At 63.2% G+C, this 15,578-nt stretch carries 16 protein-coding genes; 5 read left to right on the top strand and 11 right to left on the bottom strand.

All coding sequences use genetic code 11. The annotated features are described in order from the left end of the window. Positions 1-195 precede the first annotated feature (195 nt). The 3 genes from NPX02_RS20220 to NPX02_RS20210 all read left to right on the top strand — a co-directional run bounded on the left by NPX02_RS20220 (position 196) and on the right by NPX02_RS20210 (position 2,042). On the top strand, positions 196-924 hold the full coding sequence (locus NPX02_RS20220) for a flagellar basal body L-ring protein FlgH (RefSeq protein ID WP_260295854.1): 729 nt from the start codon (positions 196-198) through the stop codon (positions 922-924). A 26-nt stretch (positions 925-950) separates the two neighbouring features. Continuing rightward, entirely contained in the window at positions 951-1,334 is a 384-nt protein-coding gene (locus NPX02_RS20215; protein WP_260295853.1) for a hypothetical protein, read from the top strand. Between the two features lie 240 nt (positions 1,335-1,574). After that, positions 1,575-2,042: an acyl-CoA thioesterase gene (locus tag NPX02_RS20210; protein WP_260295852.1), complete on the top strand. Its 468-nt coding sequence runs from the start codon at positions 1,575-1,577 to the stop codon at positions 2,040-2,042. 374 nt (positions 2,043-2,416) lie between these two features. Here NPX02_RS20210 and NPX02_RS20205 read toward each other — a convergent pair whose 3' ends face one another. Then, positions 2,417-3,214: a ferritin-like domain-containing protein gene (locus NPX02_RS20205; protein WP_260295850.1), complete on the bottom strand. Its 798-nt coding sequence runs from the start codon at positions 3,212-3,214 to the stop codon at positions 2,417-2,419. Between the two features lie 255 nt (positions 3,215-3,469). After that, the gene (locus NPX02_RS20200; RefSeq protein WP_260295849.1) at positions 3,470-4,222 is read right to left on the bottom strand and encodes a DUF2066 domain-containing protein; all 753 of its coding nucleotides are present in this window, start codon (positions 4,220-4,222) and stop codon (positions 3,470-3,472) included. Between the two features lie 347 nt (positions 4,223-4,569). Between NPX02_RS20200 and NPX02_RS20195 the strand changes: the two genes are divergently transcribed. Continuing rightward, positions 4,570-6,114 (top strand): bifunctional GNAT family N-acetyltransferase/carbon-nitrogen hydrolase family protein, encoded by a 1,545-nt coding sequence (locus NPX02_RS20195; protein WP_260295848.1) that lies wholly within the window; start codon positions 4,570-4,572, stop codon positions 6,112-6,114. Between the two features lie 582 nt (positions 6,115-6,696). Here the strand turns inward: NPX02_RS20195 and xerC are convergent. The 6 genes from xerC to NPX02_RS20165 form a co-directional block, all read right to left on the bottom strand. After that, positions 6,697-7,614, bottom strand: a complete 918-nt coding sequence (gene xerC / locus NPX02_RS20190) for a tyrosine recombinase XerC (protein ID WP_260295846.1) — start codon at positions 7,612-7,614, stop codon at positions 6,697-6,699. Next, positions 7,614-8,294: a DUF484 family protein gene (locus NPX02_RS20185; protein ID WP_260295845.1), complete on the bottom strand. Its 681-nt coding sequence runs from the start codon at positions 8,292-8,294 to the stop codon at positions 7,614-7,616. The genes xerC and NPX02_RS20185 overlap by 1 nt, the downstream gene beginning before the upstream one ends. Beyond that, complete coding sequence (dapF, locus tag NPX02_RS20180; protein WP_260295844.1) at positions 8,291-9,121, bottom strand: diaminopimelate epimerase; 831 nt, start codon at positions 9,119-9,121, stop codon at positions 8,291-8,293. The genes NPX02_RS20185 and dapF overlap by 4 nt, the downstream gene beginning before the upstream one ends. Before the next feature lie 7 nt (positions 9,122-9,128). After that, complete coding sequence (gene lptM / locus NPX02_RS20175; RefSeq protein WP_260295843.1) at positions 9,129-9,272, bottom strand: LPS translocon maturation chaperone LptM; 144 nt, start codon at positions 9,270-9,272, stop codon at positions 9,129-9,131. A 277-nt stretch (positions 9,273-9,549) separates the two neighbouring features. Further along, positions 9,550-12,402, bottom strand: a complete 2,853-nt coding sequence (locus tag NPX02_RS20170; RefSeq protein WP_260295842.1) for a class I adenylate cyclase — start codon at positions 12,400-12,402, stop codon at positions 9,550-9,552. A 10-nt stretch (positions 12,403-12,412) separates the two neighbouring features. Beyond that, positions 12,413-13,246: a GGDEF domain-containing protein gene (locus NPX02_RS20165; protein WP_260295841.1), complete on the bottom strand. Its 834-nt coding sequence runs from the start codon at positions 13,244-13,246 to the stop codon at positions 12,413-12,415. Positions 13,247-13,429: 183 nt separating this feature from the next. Here NPX02_RS20165 and NPX02_RS20160 point away from each other — a divergent pair, with 183 nt between their 5' ends. After that, positions 13,430-13,840, top strand: coding sequence for a hypothetical protein (locus NPX02_RS20160; protein WP_260295840.1), 411 nt, complete (start codon positions 13,430-13,432; stop codon positions 13,838-13,840). Positions 13,841-13,887: 47 nt separating this feature from the next. On the opposite strand, the gene NPX02_RS20155 is transcribed toward NPX02_RS20160, so the two are convergent. The 3 genes from NPX02_RS20155 to NPX02_RS20145 are packed head-to-tail and all read right to left on the bottom strand — an operon-like array spanning position 13,888 to position 15,470. Then, positions 13,888-14,259 carry a nucleotide pyrophosphohydrolase gene (locus NPX02_RS20155; RefSeq protein ID WP_260295839.1) on the bottom strand — a complete coding sequence of 124 codons (372 nt, stop codon included), beginning with the start codon at positions 14,257-14,259 and terminating at the stop codon, positions 13,888-13,890. After that, the gene (locus NPX02_RS20150) at positions 14,252-14,659 is read right to left on the bottom strand and encodes an HIT domain-containing protein (protein ID WP_260295838.1); all 408 of its coding nucleotides are present in this window, start codon (positions 14,657-14,659) and stop codon (positions 14,252-14,254) included. Before NPX02_RS20150 ends, NPX02_RS20155 begins: the two co-directional genes overlap by 8 nt. Positions 14,660-14,666: 7 nt before the next feature. Next, positions 14,667-15,470: an enoyl-CoA hydratase gene (locus NPX02_RS20145; RefSeq protein ID WP_260295836.1), complete on the bottom strand. Its 804-nt coding sequence runs from the start codon at positions 15,468-15,470 to the stop codon at positions 14,667-14,669. Between the last annotated feature and the right edge of the window lie 108 nt (positions 15,471-15,578).

Here is a 15,578-nt window from a genome sequence, read left to right as displayed (position 1 = left end):
AAGGGCTGTTCAGAAAATTGCAGTGGCACGACGTGGAAGGATAAGTTCAACGAATTGCGCGGTGCCGTGCATCCATTCCCTCGACTTTCACAAACGGTGGTCCAATGTCGAAACTGATTGTGGCCCATCGCATCAGTATGCCCACTGCCTTACAGAGATTCGACTTGTTAACCCTAAATCAAAACCAGGAAAACCATGACAATAAAGATCGCTAGTATTAACGCCTTGGCGCTGTTTATTTTAACGGCATGCTCCACCTTGCTGGGCAAACCGGAGTTGACCGCCGAGGAGATGAAGGAGCGGCTGATGTCCAGCCCTGTGTCCGTGCTGCCGGTCCATGAGCCGGTCATGCTGTTTGAGAGAACCAAGACTCGGGCCATCGCAAATTCCGTGATCGCGAGCCTGGCGGCGAGTGCGGCGGGAAATATGGCGCACACCAGCAGCCCGCAACAGTTGCAGAGCAATATGGAGATTAGCAGAGAGTTTGGTCAGCAATTGCACGGGGTATTGCCTGATGGAGATCGGGTCCGCGCCGGGCGTGGACCCGATCGGGCCTTTGCAGGGAAGCTTGCGGAATATTTTGCAAACCGGGAGAGCGGTGAGGCCGGGGCGAGTGGAGCGGTCGTTTTTCGGGTCGGCGCAAGTCTGTGGGAGCTGGGTTATGAATCATTTTTGGCCAACAATGACTACCAGCTGAACTATCGCTTGACGCTTCGCGTCCAGGCGAAAGGTGAGGAGAGTCTACAGACCCTCAAGACCATTACCTGCGCGGGTTCGTCCGCGCACCAGATGCCATTGGAACAGTGGCAGGCGGAGAATTACCGGGAAGTCGATTCGGCTGCCCACGAGATTGTCGAGCACTGTTTTGATCTGGCCCTGCTGCAGCTGGGGCTGGACGGGGATCCAGTCGACGGCAACGAATGACAAGCAAGTGACAAAAGGATAAACAAATGGAATTGAAAATTAACGCCGGCATGTCGGCTCTTTTTCTCATCTCAACCCTCTCAGGGTGCGTCGCTTCGGTACCGGTGAATGGCAAGTCGGCTGCCGGGAGTGCGCTGAAATCCGATACGACGAAAACCGTGGTTACGCTGGCAAAGGCCTATACCCGCTGTGACCGTGTCGAGTCCATCCAGACGGAAATCCTCCGAATCAACCCGGCGGGGCCGAAGCCGTTGCCGGCATCCAGTCAGCCCGGCAGTGTCGATGAGCGCTGGACGGTTGCCATTTGCGGACGCAAAGTGCCCGTACTGGTCACGTTCACGCCGGACGGCCAGGGCGGTACCTTCTTCCGTACAACGATTGAGCAGACAGGGCCGGGAGCGGTTTTATAGAAAAACCGGGTTGATCCCTGTATTCTCTGGACTCTGTAATGAACGAGGGTTATCCCCTTGCCTGTCCCGGCACCGGGGTGAATCCAGGTGACAAGCCGCAGGCTGGAAAAGCACCCTGAAGAACCCACAGGGGTCGGAGTCAAGCCGTGCACCGGTGGGGGGATTTGCTTCCAGGTTCGAGCGGCTTGACTCCGACCCCGCACAAACACCGGGCATTATTGTGAAATCAGCGAGCGAACCATGACGAAAAGAGATGACGCCCTGCAGATACGCCCGGTGGGCGACGGCGAGGGACCGGTGTTCGTGACCCAGCGGCTGGTCCGTTTCAGCCATGTGGATCCGGCCGGGATCGCCTATTTCCCGCGTATCCACAATTTCATCCACGAGGCGTTCGAGGATCTCTGGGAGGAGTATATCGGGGTGCGCTATTTCTACCTGATCCAGGATCTGCGCATCGCCTTTCCCATGGTCCACACAGAGGTGGATTTCCGGCAGCCGCTGCGCTTCGGCGAGCGCCCGGAGATCCGCGTCTCCTGCTTCAAACTGGGCCGCAGCTCGCTGGGACTGCATTACCGGATCTACGTGGACGAGCGGCTCTGTGTGGATGCCCGTACCACCACCACCTGCATCGATGCCGATAAATTGAAGAGTCAGCCGGTGCCGCAGGAGTATCGTGCCTTCTTCGAGCGGATCTACTATCCGGAGTGAACCCGCTTCGCCGCGGATAACGGGTCCTGTTCCTGCCCCGGCTTGACCCTCGCACGCGCTTCCGGGTAACCACGGGGGGTTGCCCCTACGATGCCGGGAGAGTCGCGCCCCAGCATCATGATGTGAACGGCGTTTTGTTGGGGTTCGCAAGCTCACCCCAACCTACCGGGCTGATACGAAGCTGGGCGTTTCTTCACGTGCTTTGCGTCCTTCGCGGTTACATCCTTATTGCTACGCATCACCCTGGGAATTCAGCGATTAGGGCTTGGTGAAATGCCCGCAGGGGTCGAATGCCCACAGGGGTCGGAGTCAAGCCGCGCACCGGTGGTGGGAAATTCTGCCAGGACCGAGCGGCTTGACTCCGACCCCTTCGATTAGTCGCCTGCCTCCAGCCGCGCCAGCTCGTTTTCGCTGAAGCCACACTGGCGGCGCGCTTCGTGATTGAAGGGGCCGCGCGGGATGTGGCCCAGATAGCGTTGCAGGAGGATGAAGAAGGTGGCATCCGGGTCCAGTCCCTGTTGTTCGCAGCGGTAGCGGAACCAGCGGGTGGCGGCGCTAACGTGGCCGATCTCATCATTGGCGATGCGGGTGAGGATGGCGGCGGTCCCGGAGTCACCCAGCTCCTGGAATTTTTCCAGGGTCTTCGGTACCACATCCAGCGCGCGCGCCTCGAACACCCGGTGCACGATACCCATGCGGTCCATCAGTTCATGGCCGGTCTCCACGGCGCTGCCCCAGAGCTCGTCATGGGCGCTGAAATCGCCATAGTCGAAGCCCATGGCGCGCAGCCGGCCGCGCAGGGCGAGGAAGTGCTCACTCTCCTCGCCGGCGCACTGCAGCCAGTCCTCGTAGTAGGCCCGGGGCAGGCCACGGAAGCGGTAGATGGTGTCCCAGGCCAGGTTGACCGCGGTCAGCTCGATATGGGCCAGGGCGTGGATCAGGGCGGCGCGTCGGATGAGCGAGCCGAAACCGCGCTTGCTCACCTGCTGCGGTGGCACCAGCAGCGGCCGTTCCAGCCGGCCCGGCACCAGCAGCTGTTCCGGTTCGTCATCCGCATCCCAGCACAGCCTGCCGGCGCGCCAGTCGGACACCAGGGCCAGGGAGGCGTCCAGCTTCTCGTCTGGATCGGCGATCAGAAAACAGCGTTTGGCGGCGGTGAAGAGATTGTTCAAACCGGACTCCCGGGTAGTGGCTGGCGGACGGGGTTCGGTGCAGGGCCGAACCGCCGGCTCATTGTACCGCAGGGCGTCCGTCCAGGGGCCTGTCGGGTTTGACCGACCGTAGCGAGGGAAAGCCGATTTGAGCCAGATTTTTCGATCTTTCGAGGCGAATAGTGGACCTATTTAACGAGAAAGATCGGAAAATATGGCCAAATTCGGCTTTTCCGCAGTAGGTCAGCGTTAAATCCGACAGGCTCCTAAACAGGCCTATTCGGTCCCGGTCGCCTGCTTCGCCAGCAGGCCGGCCATGCGCCAGACGGCTTCGCCAATGGCCCGGTCAAAGGTGGCGGGTGGCTGGACCCAGCCCTGGTTTGTCGATTCCAGCGTCAGGCTCCAGCGGCTGGCCCAGAGGCCGTCGGGGGTGACCGTCATGACGCCGGAAAGGGTGCCATCGGCCGCCGGCCGGTCGGCCGGGTCCCGCGGCAGGGCCAGCGGAATCGCGGTGCGCCGGGTCAGCGTCCGCAACACCTCGCGCTGTCCCCATCCGCGCCGGGAGGTCTCGGTCAGGTGATAGCTGCCTTGGCTGTCGGTGATCTCCAGCTGCACCCCAATGGTCGGGCGCGGACCCAGCCAGGGGGTCTGGCCGGCCGCCATCAACAGGCGCTGCAGGGCTTGCGCACGGAAGCCTACCTCGAGGAGAAAGCTGCGATCCCGGGTGCCCTGCTCATCGGCAATCTGGATGCCCGCCTTGCGGTCGGTGTAGCGGCGACTGGCCACCAGGGTCTCCAGGGTGGTCGGGGTGAGGGGACCGAGTTGTTGCACCACCCCCCGGTCGCCGCAGAGCCGGGCGACGACCGTCTCGAACGCCTCCCGGGTGCCGCGGGCCCGCTCAGCCACATTGTCCCGGCCGGTGACGATGCTGGTGGCCTGATAGAGCGCTCGCGGATCGTCGGCGACGGCCAGGGAGAGGCTGCACAGGATCAGGGCGAACAGGGCGGTGATGCGCTTTCCGGTTCCCACGGCGGGCTCCTCGGGGGTCAGGTGTTTGGCCAATTCGCAGCGATTAAGGGCTCGCGCAAGAATAAGTTCCGGTATTCGGTCGCCCCTGGACCCCGCCTGCGGCGTTACGCTTTTTGCCAAGGGAACAGCCATTGCCTGCAAAGCGTGCCTTGCCGGCGTGGCCCAGTGACGCCCTCGGTACTACGGAATTATTCTTGCGCGAGCCCTGACAAGCCGACAGAGGAAGTCTAGCCCATGGCCGAATCGGTATCCGGGCGCGTGTCGGGCCGGAGGCCGCTCCCGCGCCGGGGAACTGGCATATACTTGAAGGCGTCTGCTTCAATCCCCGGCAGCGTAACGGACAGACCATGAGCGATAACAACCAAACCCACCTGAGCCTGCGCGTCATCACCCTGGCCGACTATCCCCAACTCGCCGAATTGATGGAGCTGGTCTATGCCGATATCGGCGGCGCCTGGCCCAAGGCGACCATCCAGGCGCTGGTCAAGGCCTTTCAGGACGGCCAGATCTGCATCGAGGACAAGGGCCGGATCGTGGCGGTGGCCCTCACCATCAAGGTTGACTACAACCGCTACTCCTTCGTGCACAATTACCGGGACATCGTCAGTGACCAGCAGATTGCCCGGCATAACGAAAAGGGCGATGCGCTGTACGGTCTGGACGTGTTCGTGCATCCCGACTACCGCGGCTTCCGCCTGGGCCGGCGCCTGTACGAGGCGCGCAAGGAGTTGTGCCGGGCGCTGAACCTGAAGGCAATCCTGGCCGGCGGCCGCATCCCCGGCTACATGAAGCATGTCGGGGAGCTGACGGTGGCGGAGTACATCGACAAGGTGAAACGGCGCGAGCTGCACGATCCGATCCTCTCCTTCCAGCTGGCCAATGATTTCGACGTCAAGCGGTTGATGCGCGGCTATCTGCCCGAGGACACCCAATCGAAGGGCTTCGCCACCCTGCTGGAGTGGAACAACATCCTGTTCGATGAGGACGGAGACTCGGTGCATGGGGTGGAGAAACCGATTGTGCGTATCGGTATCGTGCAGTGGCAGATGCGCGCGGTGATCTCTCTGGAAGATCTGTTGAGTCAGGTCGAGTTCTTTGTCGACTCGCTCTCCGACTACCAGTCCGACTTTGCCCTGTTTCCGGAGTTTTTCAGTGCCCCGCTGATGGGTCTGGCGCGGGACAAGAACTCGGTGGAGGCGATCCGTTTCCTGGCCGGCTTCACCGAACAGATCCAGCGCCGCTTCTCCCAGCTGGCGGTCAGCTACAACATCAACATCATCGCCGGCAGCATGCCGCTGCTGCAGGGGGATCGGCTCTACAACGTCGCCTACCTGCTGCATCGCGATGGCCGCATCGACGCCCAGTACAAGATCCACATCACCCCCCACGAGAAGCGCGACTGGGTGATCGACGGCGGCACCGGGGTGTCGGTGTTCGAGACCGACGCCGGCCGGGTCGGCATCCTCACCTGCTACGACGTGGAGTTCCCGGAGATGGCCCGTCTGCTGGCCGATCAGGGGGTGCAGATTATGTTCGTGCCGTTCTGGACCGACACCAAGAACGGCTACCTGCGGGTGCGCATCTGCTCCCAGGCGCGGGCCATCGAGAACGAGTGCTATGTGGCCATCGGCGGCAGCGTCGGCAATCTGCCCCGGGTGGACAACGTGGCCATCCAGTACGCCCAGTCGGCGGTGTTTTCGCCCTCCGACGTCTATTTTCCCCACGACGCCACCATCGCCGAGGCGACGCCCAATGCCGAGATGATCCTGTTCGCCGACGTGGATCTGGAGAAGCTGAAGCTGTTGAGCACCGAGGGGTCGGTCACCAATCTCAAGGATCGCCGCCTGGACCTCTACCGGCTGGGGCTGGAGAACCTGATCGACTTCGAGTGAGCAGGTTCCTCGTTCCCACGCTCCGAGACTGTGAAAGAATTGCCAAATGACGCGAAAAGGGGGGTACCCAAACCCTTCCCGAGATGGCGATCGCCTCTCTACGGGCTTCTCAGGCGGTCAATTTTTTTGCCGCGTTGATCAGCCTGAATACTTTCACAGTCTCTCCGCGTGGGAATGCATACCCAGCGGCAATGGTGGATGCGCCTGCCAGCTTATTCCAGCCTCGGCTCCGTAAACGGTACATCCCTGTACCACTCCTTCTGTACTACTCCTTACCCCACGTGCGTGCCCGTAGCCCACCATTTGACGGCCGCGGATGCGTTGGGTTACGCGGCGCCCGGACATTGTCGGGGTATGGACGCGCAGTACCCGTGCGCCGCTAACCCAACCTACGGCTATTGATGGGTAAAGTGCAGGACTAGGAGGCTGTCGGGTTTATCCGTTTGAAGCGAAAATCACTGGGGGCGAATCAAATCAGTTTATCGAACGAGGCGAATAGTGGACCTATTTAACGAGTTCGATAAGCTGAGTTGATCGCCATCCAGGGATTTGCAGCCGAACAGCGTTAAATCCGACAGCCTCCTACGGCTCGCGCTTCTTGCGGCGCGCCCGCGGATGGGCGCTGTCGTACACCTGGGCCAGGTGCTGGAAATCGAGATGGGTGTAGATCTGAGTGGTGCTGATGTCGGCATGCCCCAGCAGCTCCTGCACCGCCCGCAGGTCGCCGGAGGACTCCAGCAGGTGGCTGGCGAAGGAGTGACGCAGCAGGTGCGGGTGCAGGTTCTGCCGGCAGCCCTGCTGCAGTGCCCACTGATGTAACCGCTGCTGGATGGAGCGCGGCCGCAGGCGGGTGCCGCGTTGGCTGACGAACAGGGCCTGCTCGTCCGGGCGGGCGAGTTGGCCGCGCACCTGCTCCCAGGCGGCAATGGCCGCCAGCGCCTTGCGCCCGACCGGTAGCCGGCGGCTTTTCGCCCCCTTGCCGGTCACCTCCAGGGTGGCGTCGTCGCGGTCGATATCGTGCAGGTTGAGCGAGACCAGTTCGGCCAGCCGCAGCCCGCAGGAGTAGAGCAGCTCCATGATCGCCAGGTCGCGCCGCTCCAGCGGCTCCTCACTGGCCACATCCAGCAGCCGGCCCAGCTGGTCGGCATCCAGGGTGTCGGGCAGGTGGCGTTCGGATTTGGGGGCACGGATACCGCTGGCGGGATCGTTCTCCACCACCCCTTCGCGCAGCAGGTAACGAAACAGGCTGCGCAGGGCGGAGAGTTCCCGCTGCAGGCTCTTGCCGGAGATGCCGCCGCGGTGGCGTTGCGCCACGAAGGCGCGCACCTGCCCGGGAGTCAGTTTCTCCCAGCCCTCCAGCGCCTGTTCCCGGCACCAGTCACAGAGCCGCAGCAGATCCCGCTGGTAGTTGCTCAGGGTGTGGGGGGAGAGGCGTCGTTCGAAACGCAGATGGGACAGGAACGCCTGCAGTCGCGGTTGCAGCCGGTCCGGGGCCTGCATCAGCTGCCCGGTTCCGACACCACCTCCAGGGTCTTGCTGACGATCTCCCCGAGGCGGATCAGGTAGTCGGTGCCCATGCCGGGGTGGAAGCGGTGTTCACTGTGGCTGCCGATGGCCAGCACCCCCAGCAACCCCTCACCCCTGACGGGTATCAGGGCGGTGGAGGCGATATCCTCGGCCTGGGGGCCGAACAGGTATTTCAGCTGGCCGTTGGCCAGCCGGCCGCAGCGTGGCCGGTTGGCGTCGAGGAATTCCCGGAAGCCGTCCAGGTCGGGGTTGGTCAGATGCTCGGCCTCGATGGCCGAGTAGAGATGCAGCTCCACCGCCTCGGCACGAAAGTCGTCGTGCAGCAGGTCCTGCAGGGTATTGATCACTTCGTCAAAGTCGCAGCACTCGATCAGCTTGACCGTGAGATGGTGCAGCCGCTCGTTGAGCAGCTCGTTCTCCCGGGCGATGGCGACGAACTCCTCCAGCTTGCGCCGGTTCTGTTCGGCCTGCTCGCGCAGCACGGCGACCTGACGTTCGATCAGGGAGACGGCGCTGCCGTTGCTGTGCGACAGCTCCAGCCGGCTCAGCAGTTCGGGATTACGTTCAAAAAAGTCGGGATTGTCGGACAGAAAGGCAATCAGGGTCTGTTCCATCTGCGGAAGGTCGGGTGTCGGTTCTACTTGTGGGCTCATAATTCGATGGTTCCTTCAAACACCGACGCCGCCGGACCGTACATCAGGACAGGCGCCTGCTCGTCCAGCCACTCTATCACAAGCGCACCACCGGGCAAGCTGACCTTGACACTTTTATTAAGCAGCCCGCGCAACCGGCCCGACACCACCGCCGCGCAGGCGCCGGTACCGCAGGCCAGGGTCTCGCCCACGCCGCGCTCGTAGACGCGCAGGGCAATGGTGTCCGCCGACAGGATTTGCATGAACCCCACGTTGACCCGCTGGGGAAAGCGTGGATGCTGCTGCAGGGCGGCGCCGATGCGCTCCACCGGGGCCTGCTCCAGGTCTGCCACCACCATCACCGCATGGGGATTGCCCATCGAGACCGCGCCCAGGGTAAGCGGCTCGCCCAGCACCTCGACCGTATACTCGGCGGCCCGGCGCTCGGCCACGAAGGGAATTCGTTCGGGCTCCAGGGTCGGGACCCCCATGTCGACCCGCACCAGGCCGTCCGGCTCGACCGTCAGCCGGATCACCCCGGCCTGGGTGCCGACGCTGATCTCCCGCTGGTCGGTCAGCCCCTGGTCAAGCACATAACGGGCGAAACAGCGGGCGCCGTTGCCGCACTGCTCCACCTCGTCGCCATCGGCATTGAAGATGCGGTAGTTGAAGTCGGTACCGGGGAGGGTGGGCGGTTCCACCAGCAGGATCTGGTCGCAGCCGATGCCGAAGTGGCGGTCGCCGATCTGGCGGAACTGTTCCCGGGTCAGCCGAAGCGGCTGGGTGACGGCGTCAAAAACGACAAAATCGTTGCCCAGCCCGTGCATCTTGGTGAATGCATATTTCATGGCGGGGTTATTTATCCTTGGCCTCTTCCTGCTGCTGGCTGGCCGGGTCGGGCAGATAGAGCGGCCCCTTCTGACCGCAGGCGGTGAGCAGGCTGCCCGTGCCCAGGACCAGGATGACGAGCCAGAGAAGATAGCGGGACCAGCAGAACATGGCGTGTTGCTCCGAAAATTTCCAATGCAGCGCATTGTAACCCTGGCGGCATTCAAACCCAACCGGATTCCCGGGCCGTGCCCGCCGACGGCGCCCAGGGGGCGCCCTATGAGTGGTTTTCGGGGTAGGATGCCGGTGAGCTTGCGAACCGCATCATTATGGGTTGACCGCTGGAGCGATGCGGTTCGTTTTACTCACCGCATCCAACGGGCCGCAGTTTTGTAGGGTGAATGAGCGACAGCGCATTCACCGTGTGCTTGATCAAATTGATCTGGTACTACGGCCGGATCTTCATCAGTGCCTGGTTGAGGCGCCCCTCCAGCCGCTTCTTGAATTTCAGCAGCTGGATGGTGCTGGCGTCCTCCTCGGAGCCGATGCCGGAGAGTTCCAGGCTGGTCAGGTAGATGGGGTAGGCCTTGTGGCCGATGCGCTGCTCCAGCAGGTGTTGTGCCACCGCGCCGTAGAGTCCCGCGCCGTACTCAAGGGAGCTGAACTCGCGGTCGCCGCAGACCAGCAGGTGCGGCGCCTGATTCAGGTCCAGGCCTTCGCTGATCAGGCGCAGCTCCATGTAGCTGTCGGGGAGACGGTGGCGCGGCGGGGTGCGCGGTTCGGCCACGTAGTCGCCGTCCCGGTTGCGTTCGAGGCGGTAGAACTCCGGTGCATCCAGCAGGTAGCGGTGCGCGGGTTGGTTGCCCGGCAGGCTGAGGCTGCGCAGCAGCAGCATCCCCTTGAGAAAACGCTGCTGCTGCACCAGCAGGTAGTGTTCGTCCGCCTCCTGCATCTGCTGATGAAACAGCGCGCCGTGCTCGTCGAGGATATAGAGTTCGGTCCGGCCCTTGTGGGTCAGGTAGCACACCTGGATCGCGCCGGCCCGGTTCAGGCGCATGATACAGGGCAGCGGGGTCACGGCGAGACTCAGGCTGTCGATGATGGTGGGGCGGAAGCTGCGCTGGGGTTCGGCCAGGATATCCAGCGCCTCCTGTTCGCCGGCGAGCGGGAAGTAGGAGAATTTCTCGTTCTGGTAATGGATCAGGTAGAAGTCGTCCTCGATTTGCTGCAGATAGCGGCTGTTGAGGCCGCTGCCTGCCTCGCTGAAGCAGTGCAGGACATCGTTGAACAGCTTCTCGACCCGCTTGGCGGTGCTGCCGCCCCGCACCGAGTTGAAGCAGTGCGCGGTGGCCCGCGGTGGCGACCGCATCGCCTCACCCTGCAGCGCCATGCGCAGATAGTGGCACAGGCTTTCCAGCAGTCCCCGGGTCCCCTGGTGGCAGGTAACCAGGGTCTCGCCCCAACTGGTGGTGATCAGCTGTTCCACGGTCTCCACCAGGGAGCTGTGGGCCGCGCCGAAGCTGAGCGGGTCGCTGCGCTCGGTGGTGAGCTGTTTGCCCAGCTTCGCCAGGTGGGCCATCGGGTCGATGCCGGTGTTGAGGAACAGGGTGCAGGAGAGGGCATAGGGCGGCTGTTTCAGCCGCGTCATCGGCACCGATGTGGTTTCGTGCGGCGGATAGATTCTGTTCAGCGTGCCGAGAATGGCGAACAGCTCGTCCGGGCGCACCGGATTCCCTTTTGGGTAGAGGGTGATGATGGTATTGAGATTGATCAGCCGGTTCAGGTGGCACCAGGCCAACACCTCGCTCAGACAGGCGGCGGTCTTCAGTGGGCTGGTAACCCGGGCGGCCTGCTCATTGACCTCCCCAAGATAGAGGAACCAGGCGTACTGGTCGCCCTGGGTGCGGGCGTAGTGGAGGGCGATTCGCTCCTCGTAGAGGTTGCGGGTGATGCCGGGATTGATGCTGTCGATCTTGCCCGGGCGCTTCTCCAGGGCGGTGTAGAGCTTGCGTCCGAGCAGGCTGATCTCTTCCGGGTCGATGGTCTCGGTGGAGGCGTACTCGCGGGCAAAATCGGTCAGCAGCCGGTAGCTGTAACTGAGTTCGCGCGCCAGGTTGTTGCGCTCATCCATCACCTGGTCGATCTTCCAGCTTTGGCGCGAATCCAGATTGACCAGCACGCCCTTGCCCCAGCCCCAGCCCTGCGCCAGTGTCTGCAGCACCTCCCGCTTCCAGTCCTCGCGCAACCGCAGCGGCGCCTGGCTCAGGGTCTGCTCCGATTTGAAATAGAGGCAGCGCCGCGCCAGCTCCAGGCGCTCCGGCTCGCCCCGGCCCTGGAGGTACTGTTCCACCCGCTGGTACATCAGCACATAGGGGTCGAGTTGGCGCAGATTGAAGTCGCCGCTGTAGATGGCCCGTTTGGTCTCCTGGCAGAGCCAGCGGATGGTGGGATAATCCCGCGCGTAGGCCTCGGTCAGCAGCAGCTTGAGGATAGTCTTGTAGGGGGATTCGATGCCCTTGAACAGCTGCCAGTGGGCGGCGCCGATAAACTCCTCCACCGGGATCGATTGCAGGCTACCGAAGTCGAGGCAGTCCAGTGGATCGACAAAGCGTTTGTGGAACAGCATGCGCACATAGCGGGTGTAGTCGCCCTCCTCCTCGGGGGGCACCAGCCACCAGACCGGATAGCGTCCGGCCAGCAGTACCCCGGTGCGGTAGAACTCCTCCAGCAGCAGGTGCGGCTGGGTGGTGCCGCTGCTCTCGTGGGAGAGGGCGTCGAGCTTGCCGTCGCGAAAGGCGTCCACGTCCATGAGGAAGAAGTGCACCTCCAGGTTCAACTCCTTGCCCCAGGCCTCGATCTTGATCGCCTTGCGGCGCAGCAGATCGCGCTCCGCGGCGTCCAGCTCGGGATCGTGGCACAGCCAGATATCGAAATCGCTGCCGCTGGTATGGGCGATACTGCCGATGCTGCCCATCAGGTAGAGCGCCTGGATAAAGAAGCGCCGGCGCGCCCGTTTCTTGTACTCGAAACTGCGGCTCAGCTTGCGGGCCAGGCGCAGCACCGCCTGGGTTGGGGCGTAATCGGGAATGCCGATGGGGGTGTCACTGCCGGTAAAGCCCGGCAGGGTCGGGTGGTTGATGTGAAACAGCAGCGGCAGCAGATCGACAAAGGCGCGCTGGTTGGGCGTCAGTTCGCGGGCGATCATGCGCAGCCGCTCCCTATGCAGACCGAGGAAGCGGCGGCGGATGGTCAACAGCTCCTGGCGGCCGATACCGTCTTTGTGTGACACCGCCTCGGCCATGGGTCGACCCTCAGGTGTGGCCGCTGGCGGCTTCGTGTTCAGCCAGGTTGGTGAGTGCCTGTTTCATCAGCAGACGGGCATCCTGGCCTTTGTGCCACTCGGCCAGGCCAAAGCGCAACGCCAGGGTGTTGCCGGCAAACTGCGCCGGCAGCGACAGCTGGGAAAAGTCGCCCAGTATCTTGTCCATCAGGTCGCCGCCGTGGGACAGACTGGTCTCCGGCAGGATGATGATGAACTGGCTGTGGTCCCAGCGGGCGATCAGGTCGACCCAGCGCAGGCGGTCGCGCAGGTAGCGGCTCACCTCGAGGATAATCTCATCCGGGATCGGCGCCTGGTCACGGCTGTCGAACAGCTGAATCACCGCCAGGCTGAGCGGATTCTGGTAGCGGCGGCTGCGCGCGACCTGGGCATTCAGGGTGCGGGTCAGGGACTGACGATTAGCCAGTCCGGTCAGTTCGTCGGTAATGGCCAGCTCCTCAACCTGCTGTTTCAGCCGTTGATTCTCCTCCTGCAGCCGCACCAGTTCGGTGATGTCCTGAAAATATTTGATGGTGTGGATCTCCGGGTCCGCGTCCTCCCGCTGTTCCACGGAACAGAGCAGCCAGCGCTCCTGTTCCACCCCGCTGCCGAACAGGTGCATCACCCCCTCGCCCTTGAACAGCCCCCGATGTGTGGTGAACGGGAACTGCTCCCGATCCTGCCCTACCAGTTGATCGGCCTTGAGACCCAACAGGGTTTCCAGGGCCGGGTTGAGCCAGCGGATGGTACCGTTCTGGTCGAAAATCAGTACGCCGCAGGGAGTATTCCGCAGCGCCTGGTGGGTTACACGACTTGCTTGAGTCAAAGCCTAGATCCTCCGATCCGAAATTGCTGGTTGGCGGAGCCACTTCCCATCGGTCAGCGACGCTGAGATGGATGTTAGTTCCGCAACAGCCTATAGAGCGCCCGATTTTGGCTAAACTTTAGTTTTCAACATCCAGAATAGTCTATCTTTTCCATAATCATTGGCGATGAACGAGGAGGCCGGATGGAGCGGCAAAAGTGCGTGACGGCTGCCCGGCTGCAGCCCGGGGACCCACTCTGGCGGCGGGTCCCCACCACCGATCCGGCCGGACAGAATCTGAATGATTTCATGCTGCTGATCCCGGGACTGAAGCGTTGGGCCCGGCACCGGCGGGAACGGCTCCTCAAGGAGCTGCGGGGTGTGTTCGAGCGCCACGCCGACCGGGTGGTGTTCGCCGACCTGAACCTGAAGCTGAATCTGTTGTGGGTCAGTCATCGGCAGGGCAAGGGGGTCTCCCTGGCCCTGTTCGAGGCGATCCGCGAGCGTATACCGGAGGCGCTGCTGGTGGCCAGCCAGGCCGAGGTGCAACGGGGTCTGCAGCAGCAGGCGCGGCGGCGTGCCGCGCGACGCCTGTTGGGTCGGGATGCGACCTGATTACCCGCCGGCTCATCCGTGATGTGGAAAAAGATTAGCCGCGGCCCTTATCCCTCACCGTACTCGTCGGCCCGCCGGGCGTCGCCCCTCACCTTGTCGGCGGGATAACGCGACTCGTTGATGGCGATCTTGCGGTGGGCGGCGGCGATCAGATCGATGTCCAGGCGCTCCGCGGCGCGGATCAGGTAGATCAGGATATCCGCCATCTCCAGCGCCACCTGCTCGCGCTTTTCCGCCGGGAGTTGGCGGCTCTGCTCCTCGCTCAGCCACTGGAAGTGCTCCACCAGCTCGGCACACTCGGCGATCAGCGCCATGGCCAGGTTCTTGGGCGAGTGGAACTGCTCCCAGTCGCGTGCCCGGGCGAAGGCCAGCAGCTTGGCGTTCAGCTGCGCCAGTGAATCCGTGGATTGTTCATTCATCGGTAAACCACACCTGTAGTTCTGCTATTCGCTGTTGCAGTTCTGCTTCCGCGTAGGGCCGCGGTTCGCCACAGCCCCACACCGGCCCTGGCCAGCAGGGATCATCCGTGCGCCGCGCCACCACATGCCAGTGCAGTTGGGGCACCAGGTTGCCCAGGGCGCCCAGATTGATCTTGTCCGGCGCATAGCACTGCTCCAGGACCCGCGCGGCATGACTGCTCTCGACCATCAGCAGGCGCTGGTCGCTCTGTTCCAGCTGGTGGACTTCGGTCACCCCAGGCCGTCTGGGAATCAGGATCAGCCAGGGGAAGCGCCGGTCGTTCATCAGCCGCACTTCGCACAGGATCAGCTCGCAGAGCTGCCGGGTATCCGCCTCGAGCCGGGGATGAAGCCGGAACATGGCGGGCCTACCGGTCCCGCCAGTGGGGCGGGCGCTTCCCGGTGAAGGCGTCGATACCTTCCGCCACGTCCTCGAGCATCATGTTGTCGGCCATCGCCTCGCTGGCGAACTGGTAGGCCTGTTCCACTCCCATCTCCAGCTGCTTGTAATACATCGCCTTGCCGAGCGCCACCGAGGCGCTGGATTTACCGCAGATGGTACGGGCCAGTTTCAACACCTCGTCGTCCAGCTGCTCTGGCGGCACGGCGCGGTTGATGAGGCCCCGGTTAGCGGCCTGCGCGGCGGAGATGAAACCGCCGGTGAGCAGCATCTCCATCGCCTGCTTGCGTCCCACGTTACGCGACAGGGGAATGCTCGGAGTGCCGCAGAACAGCCCCACGTTGATCCCGGAGACGGCGAACCGCGCTCCCTCCTCGGCAATGGCCAGGTCGCAGGAGGCGACCAGCTGACAGCCAGCCGCGGTGGCGATGCCGTGTACCCGGGCGATCACCGGCTGCGGCAGGCGCATGATGCGGGTCATGACCTCGCCTGCGCGGCGGAACAACTGCTGGAAGTAGGCGCGCTCGCTCTGGGTGCGCATCTGTTTCAGATCATGCCCGGCACAGAAGGCGCGGCCGCTACCGGCCAGCACCACCACCCGTACGTTGCGGTCCTCGGCGATGGTGTCGAGGCTCGTCTGCAGGGCATCCAGCAGCTCCTCGGAGAGGGCGTTGAACTGGCCGGGACGGTTCAGCGTCAGGTAGGCGATACCGTCGCGGTCCTCGCGCAGTACCAGGGCCTCGTCGGCGGCCGTCGGGTGGGTTTCGGTCATGGGCTCCTCTCCTGTTGGTTACTGCAGTAACTATACATGCCCTGACGATGAAATTGCAGTCAGGTAGGGCGGACACGTCGTTTGTGTACCCTACCGGTAAATTCCTCG

The organism is Sedimenticola hydrogenitrophicus, assembly GCF_025175675.1.
In the GTDB taxonomy this organism is placed as follows: Bacteria; Pseudomonadota; Gammaproteobacteria; order Chromatiales; family Chromatiaceae; genus Sedimenticola; species Sedimenticola hydrogenitrophicus.
The sequence above is the reverse complement of the archived record's forward strand: the minus strand, read 5'-3'. Positions and strand labels throughout refer to the sequence as shown.

Bases quoted from the DNA above. Each gene is read 5' to 3' on its own strand.
- lptM (WP_260295843.1), bottom strand. From the start codon at position 9,272: ATGTTCTGCTGGTCCCGCTATCTTCTCTGGCTCGTCATCCTGGTCCTG.
- NPX02_RS20155 (WP_260295839.1), bottom strand. From the start codon at position 14,259: ATGAATGAACAATCCACGGATTCACTGGCGCAGCTGAACGCCAAGCTG.
- NPX02_RS20220 (WP_260295854.1), top strand. From the start codon at position 196: ATGACAATAAAGATCGCTAGTATTAACGCCTTGGCGCTGTTTATTTTA.
- xerC (WP_260295846.1), bottom strand. From the start codon at position 7,614: ATGCAGGCCCCGGACCGGCTGCAACCGCGACTGCAGGCGTTCCTGTCC.
- NPX02_RS20195 (WP_260295848.1), top strand. From the start codon at position 4,570: ATGAGCGATAACAACCAAACCCACCTGAGCCTGCGCGTCATCACCCTG.
- NPX02_RS20160 (WP_260295840.1), top strand. From the start codon at position 13,430: ATGGAGCGGCAAAAGTGCGTGACGGCTGCCCGGCTGCAGCCCGGGGAC.
- NPX02_RS20215 (WP_260295853.1), top strand. From the start codon at position 951: ATGGAATTGAAAATTAACGCCGGCATGTCGGCTCTTTTTCTCATCTCA.
- dapF (WP_260295844.1), bottom strand. From the start codon at position 9,121: ATGAAATATGCATTCACCAAGATGCACGGGCTGGGCAACGATTTTGTC.
- NPX02_RS20145 (WP_260295836.1), bottom strand. From the start codon at position 15,470: ATGACCGAAACCCACCCGACGGCCGCCGACGAGGCCCTGGTACTGCGC.
- NPX02_RS20185 (WP_260295845.1), bottom strand. From the start codon at position 8,294: ATGAGCCCACAAGTAGAACCGACACCCGACCTTCCGCAGATGGAACAG.
- NPX02_RS20150 (WP_260295838.1), bottom strand. From the start codon at position 14,659: ATGTTCCGGCTTCATCCCCGGCTCGAGGCGGATACCCGGCAGCTCTGC.
- NPX02_RS20210 (WP_260295852.1), top strand. From the start codon at position 1,575: ATGACGAAAAGAGATGACGCCCTGCAGATACGCCCGGTGGGCGACGGC.
- NPX02_RS20170 (WP_260295842.1), bottom strand. From the start codon at position 12,402: ATGGCCGAGGCGGTGTCACACAAAGACGGTATCGGCCGCCAGGAGCTG.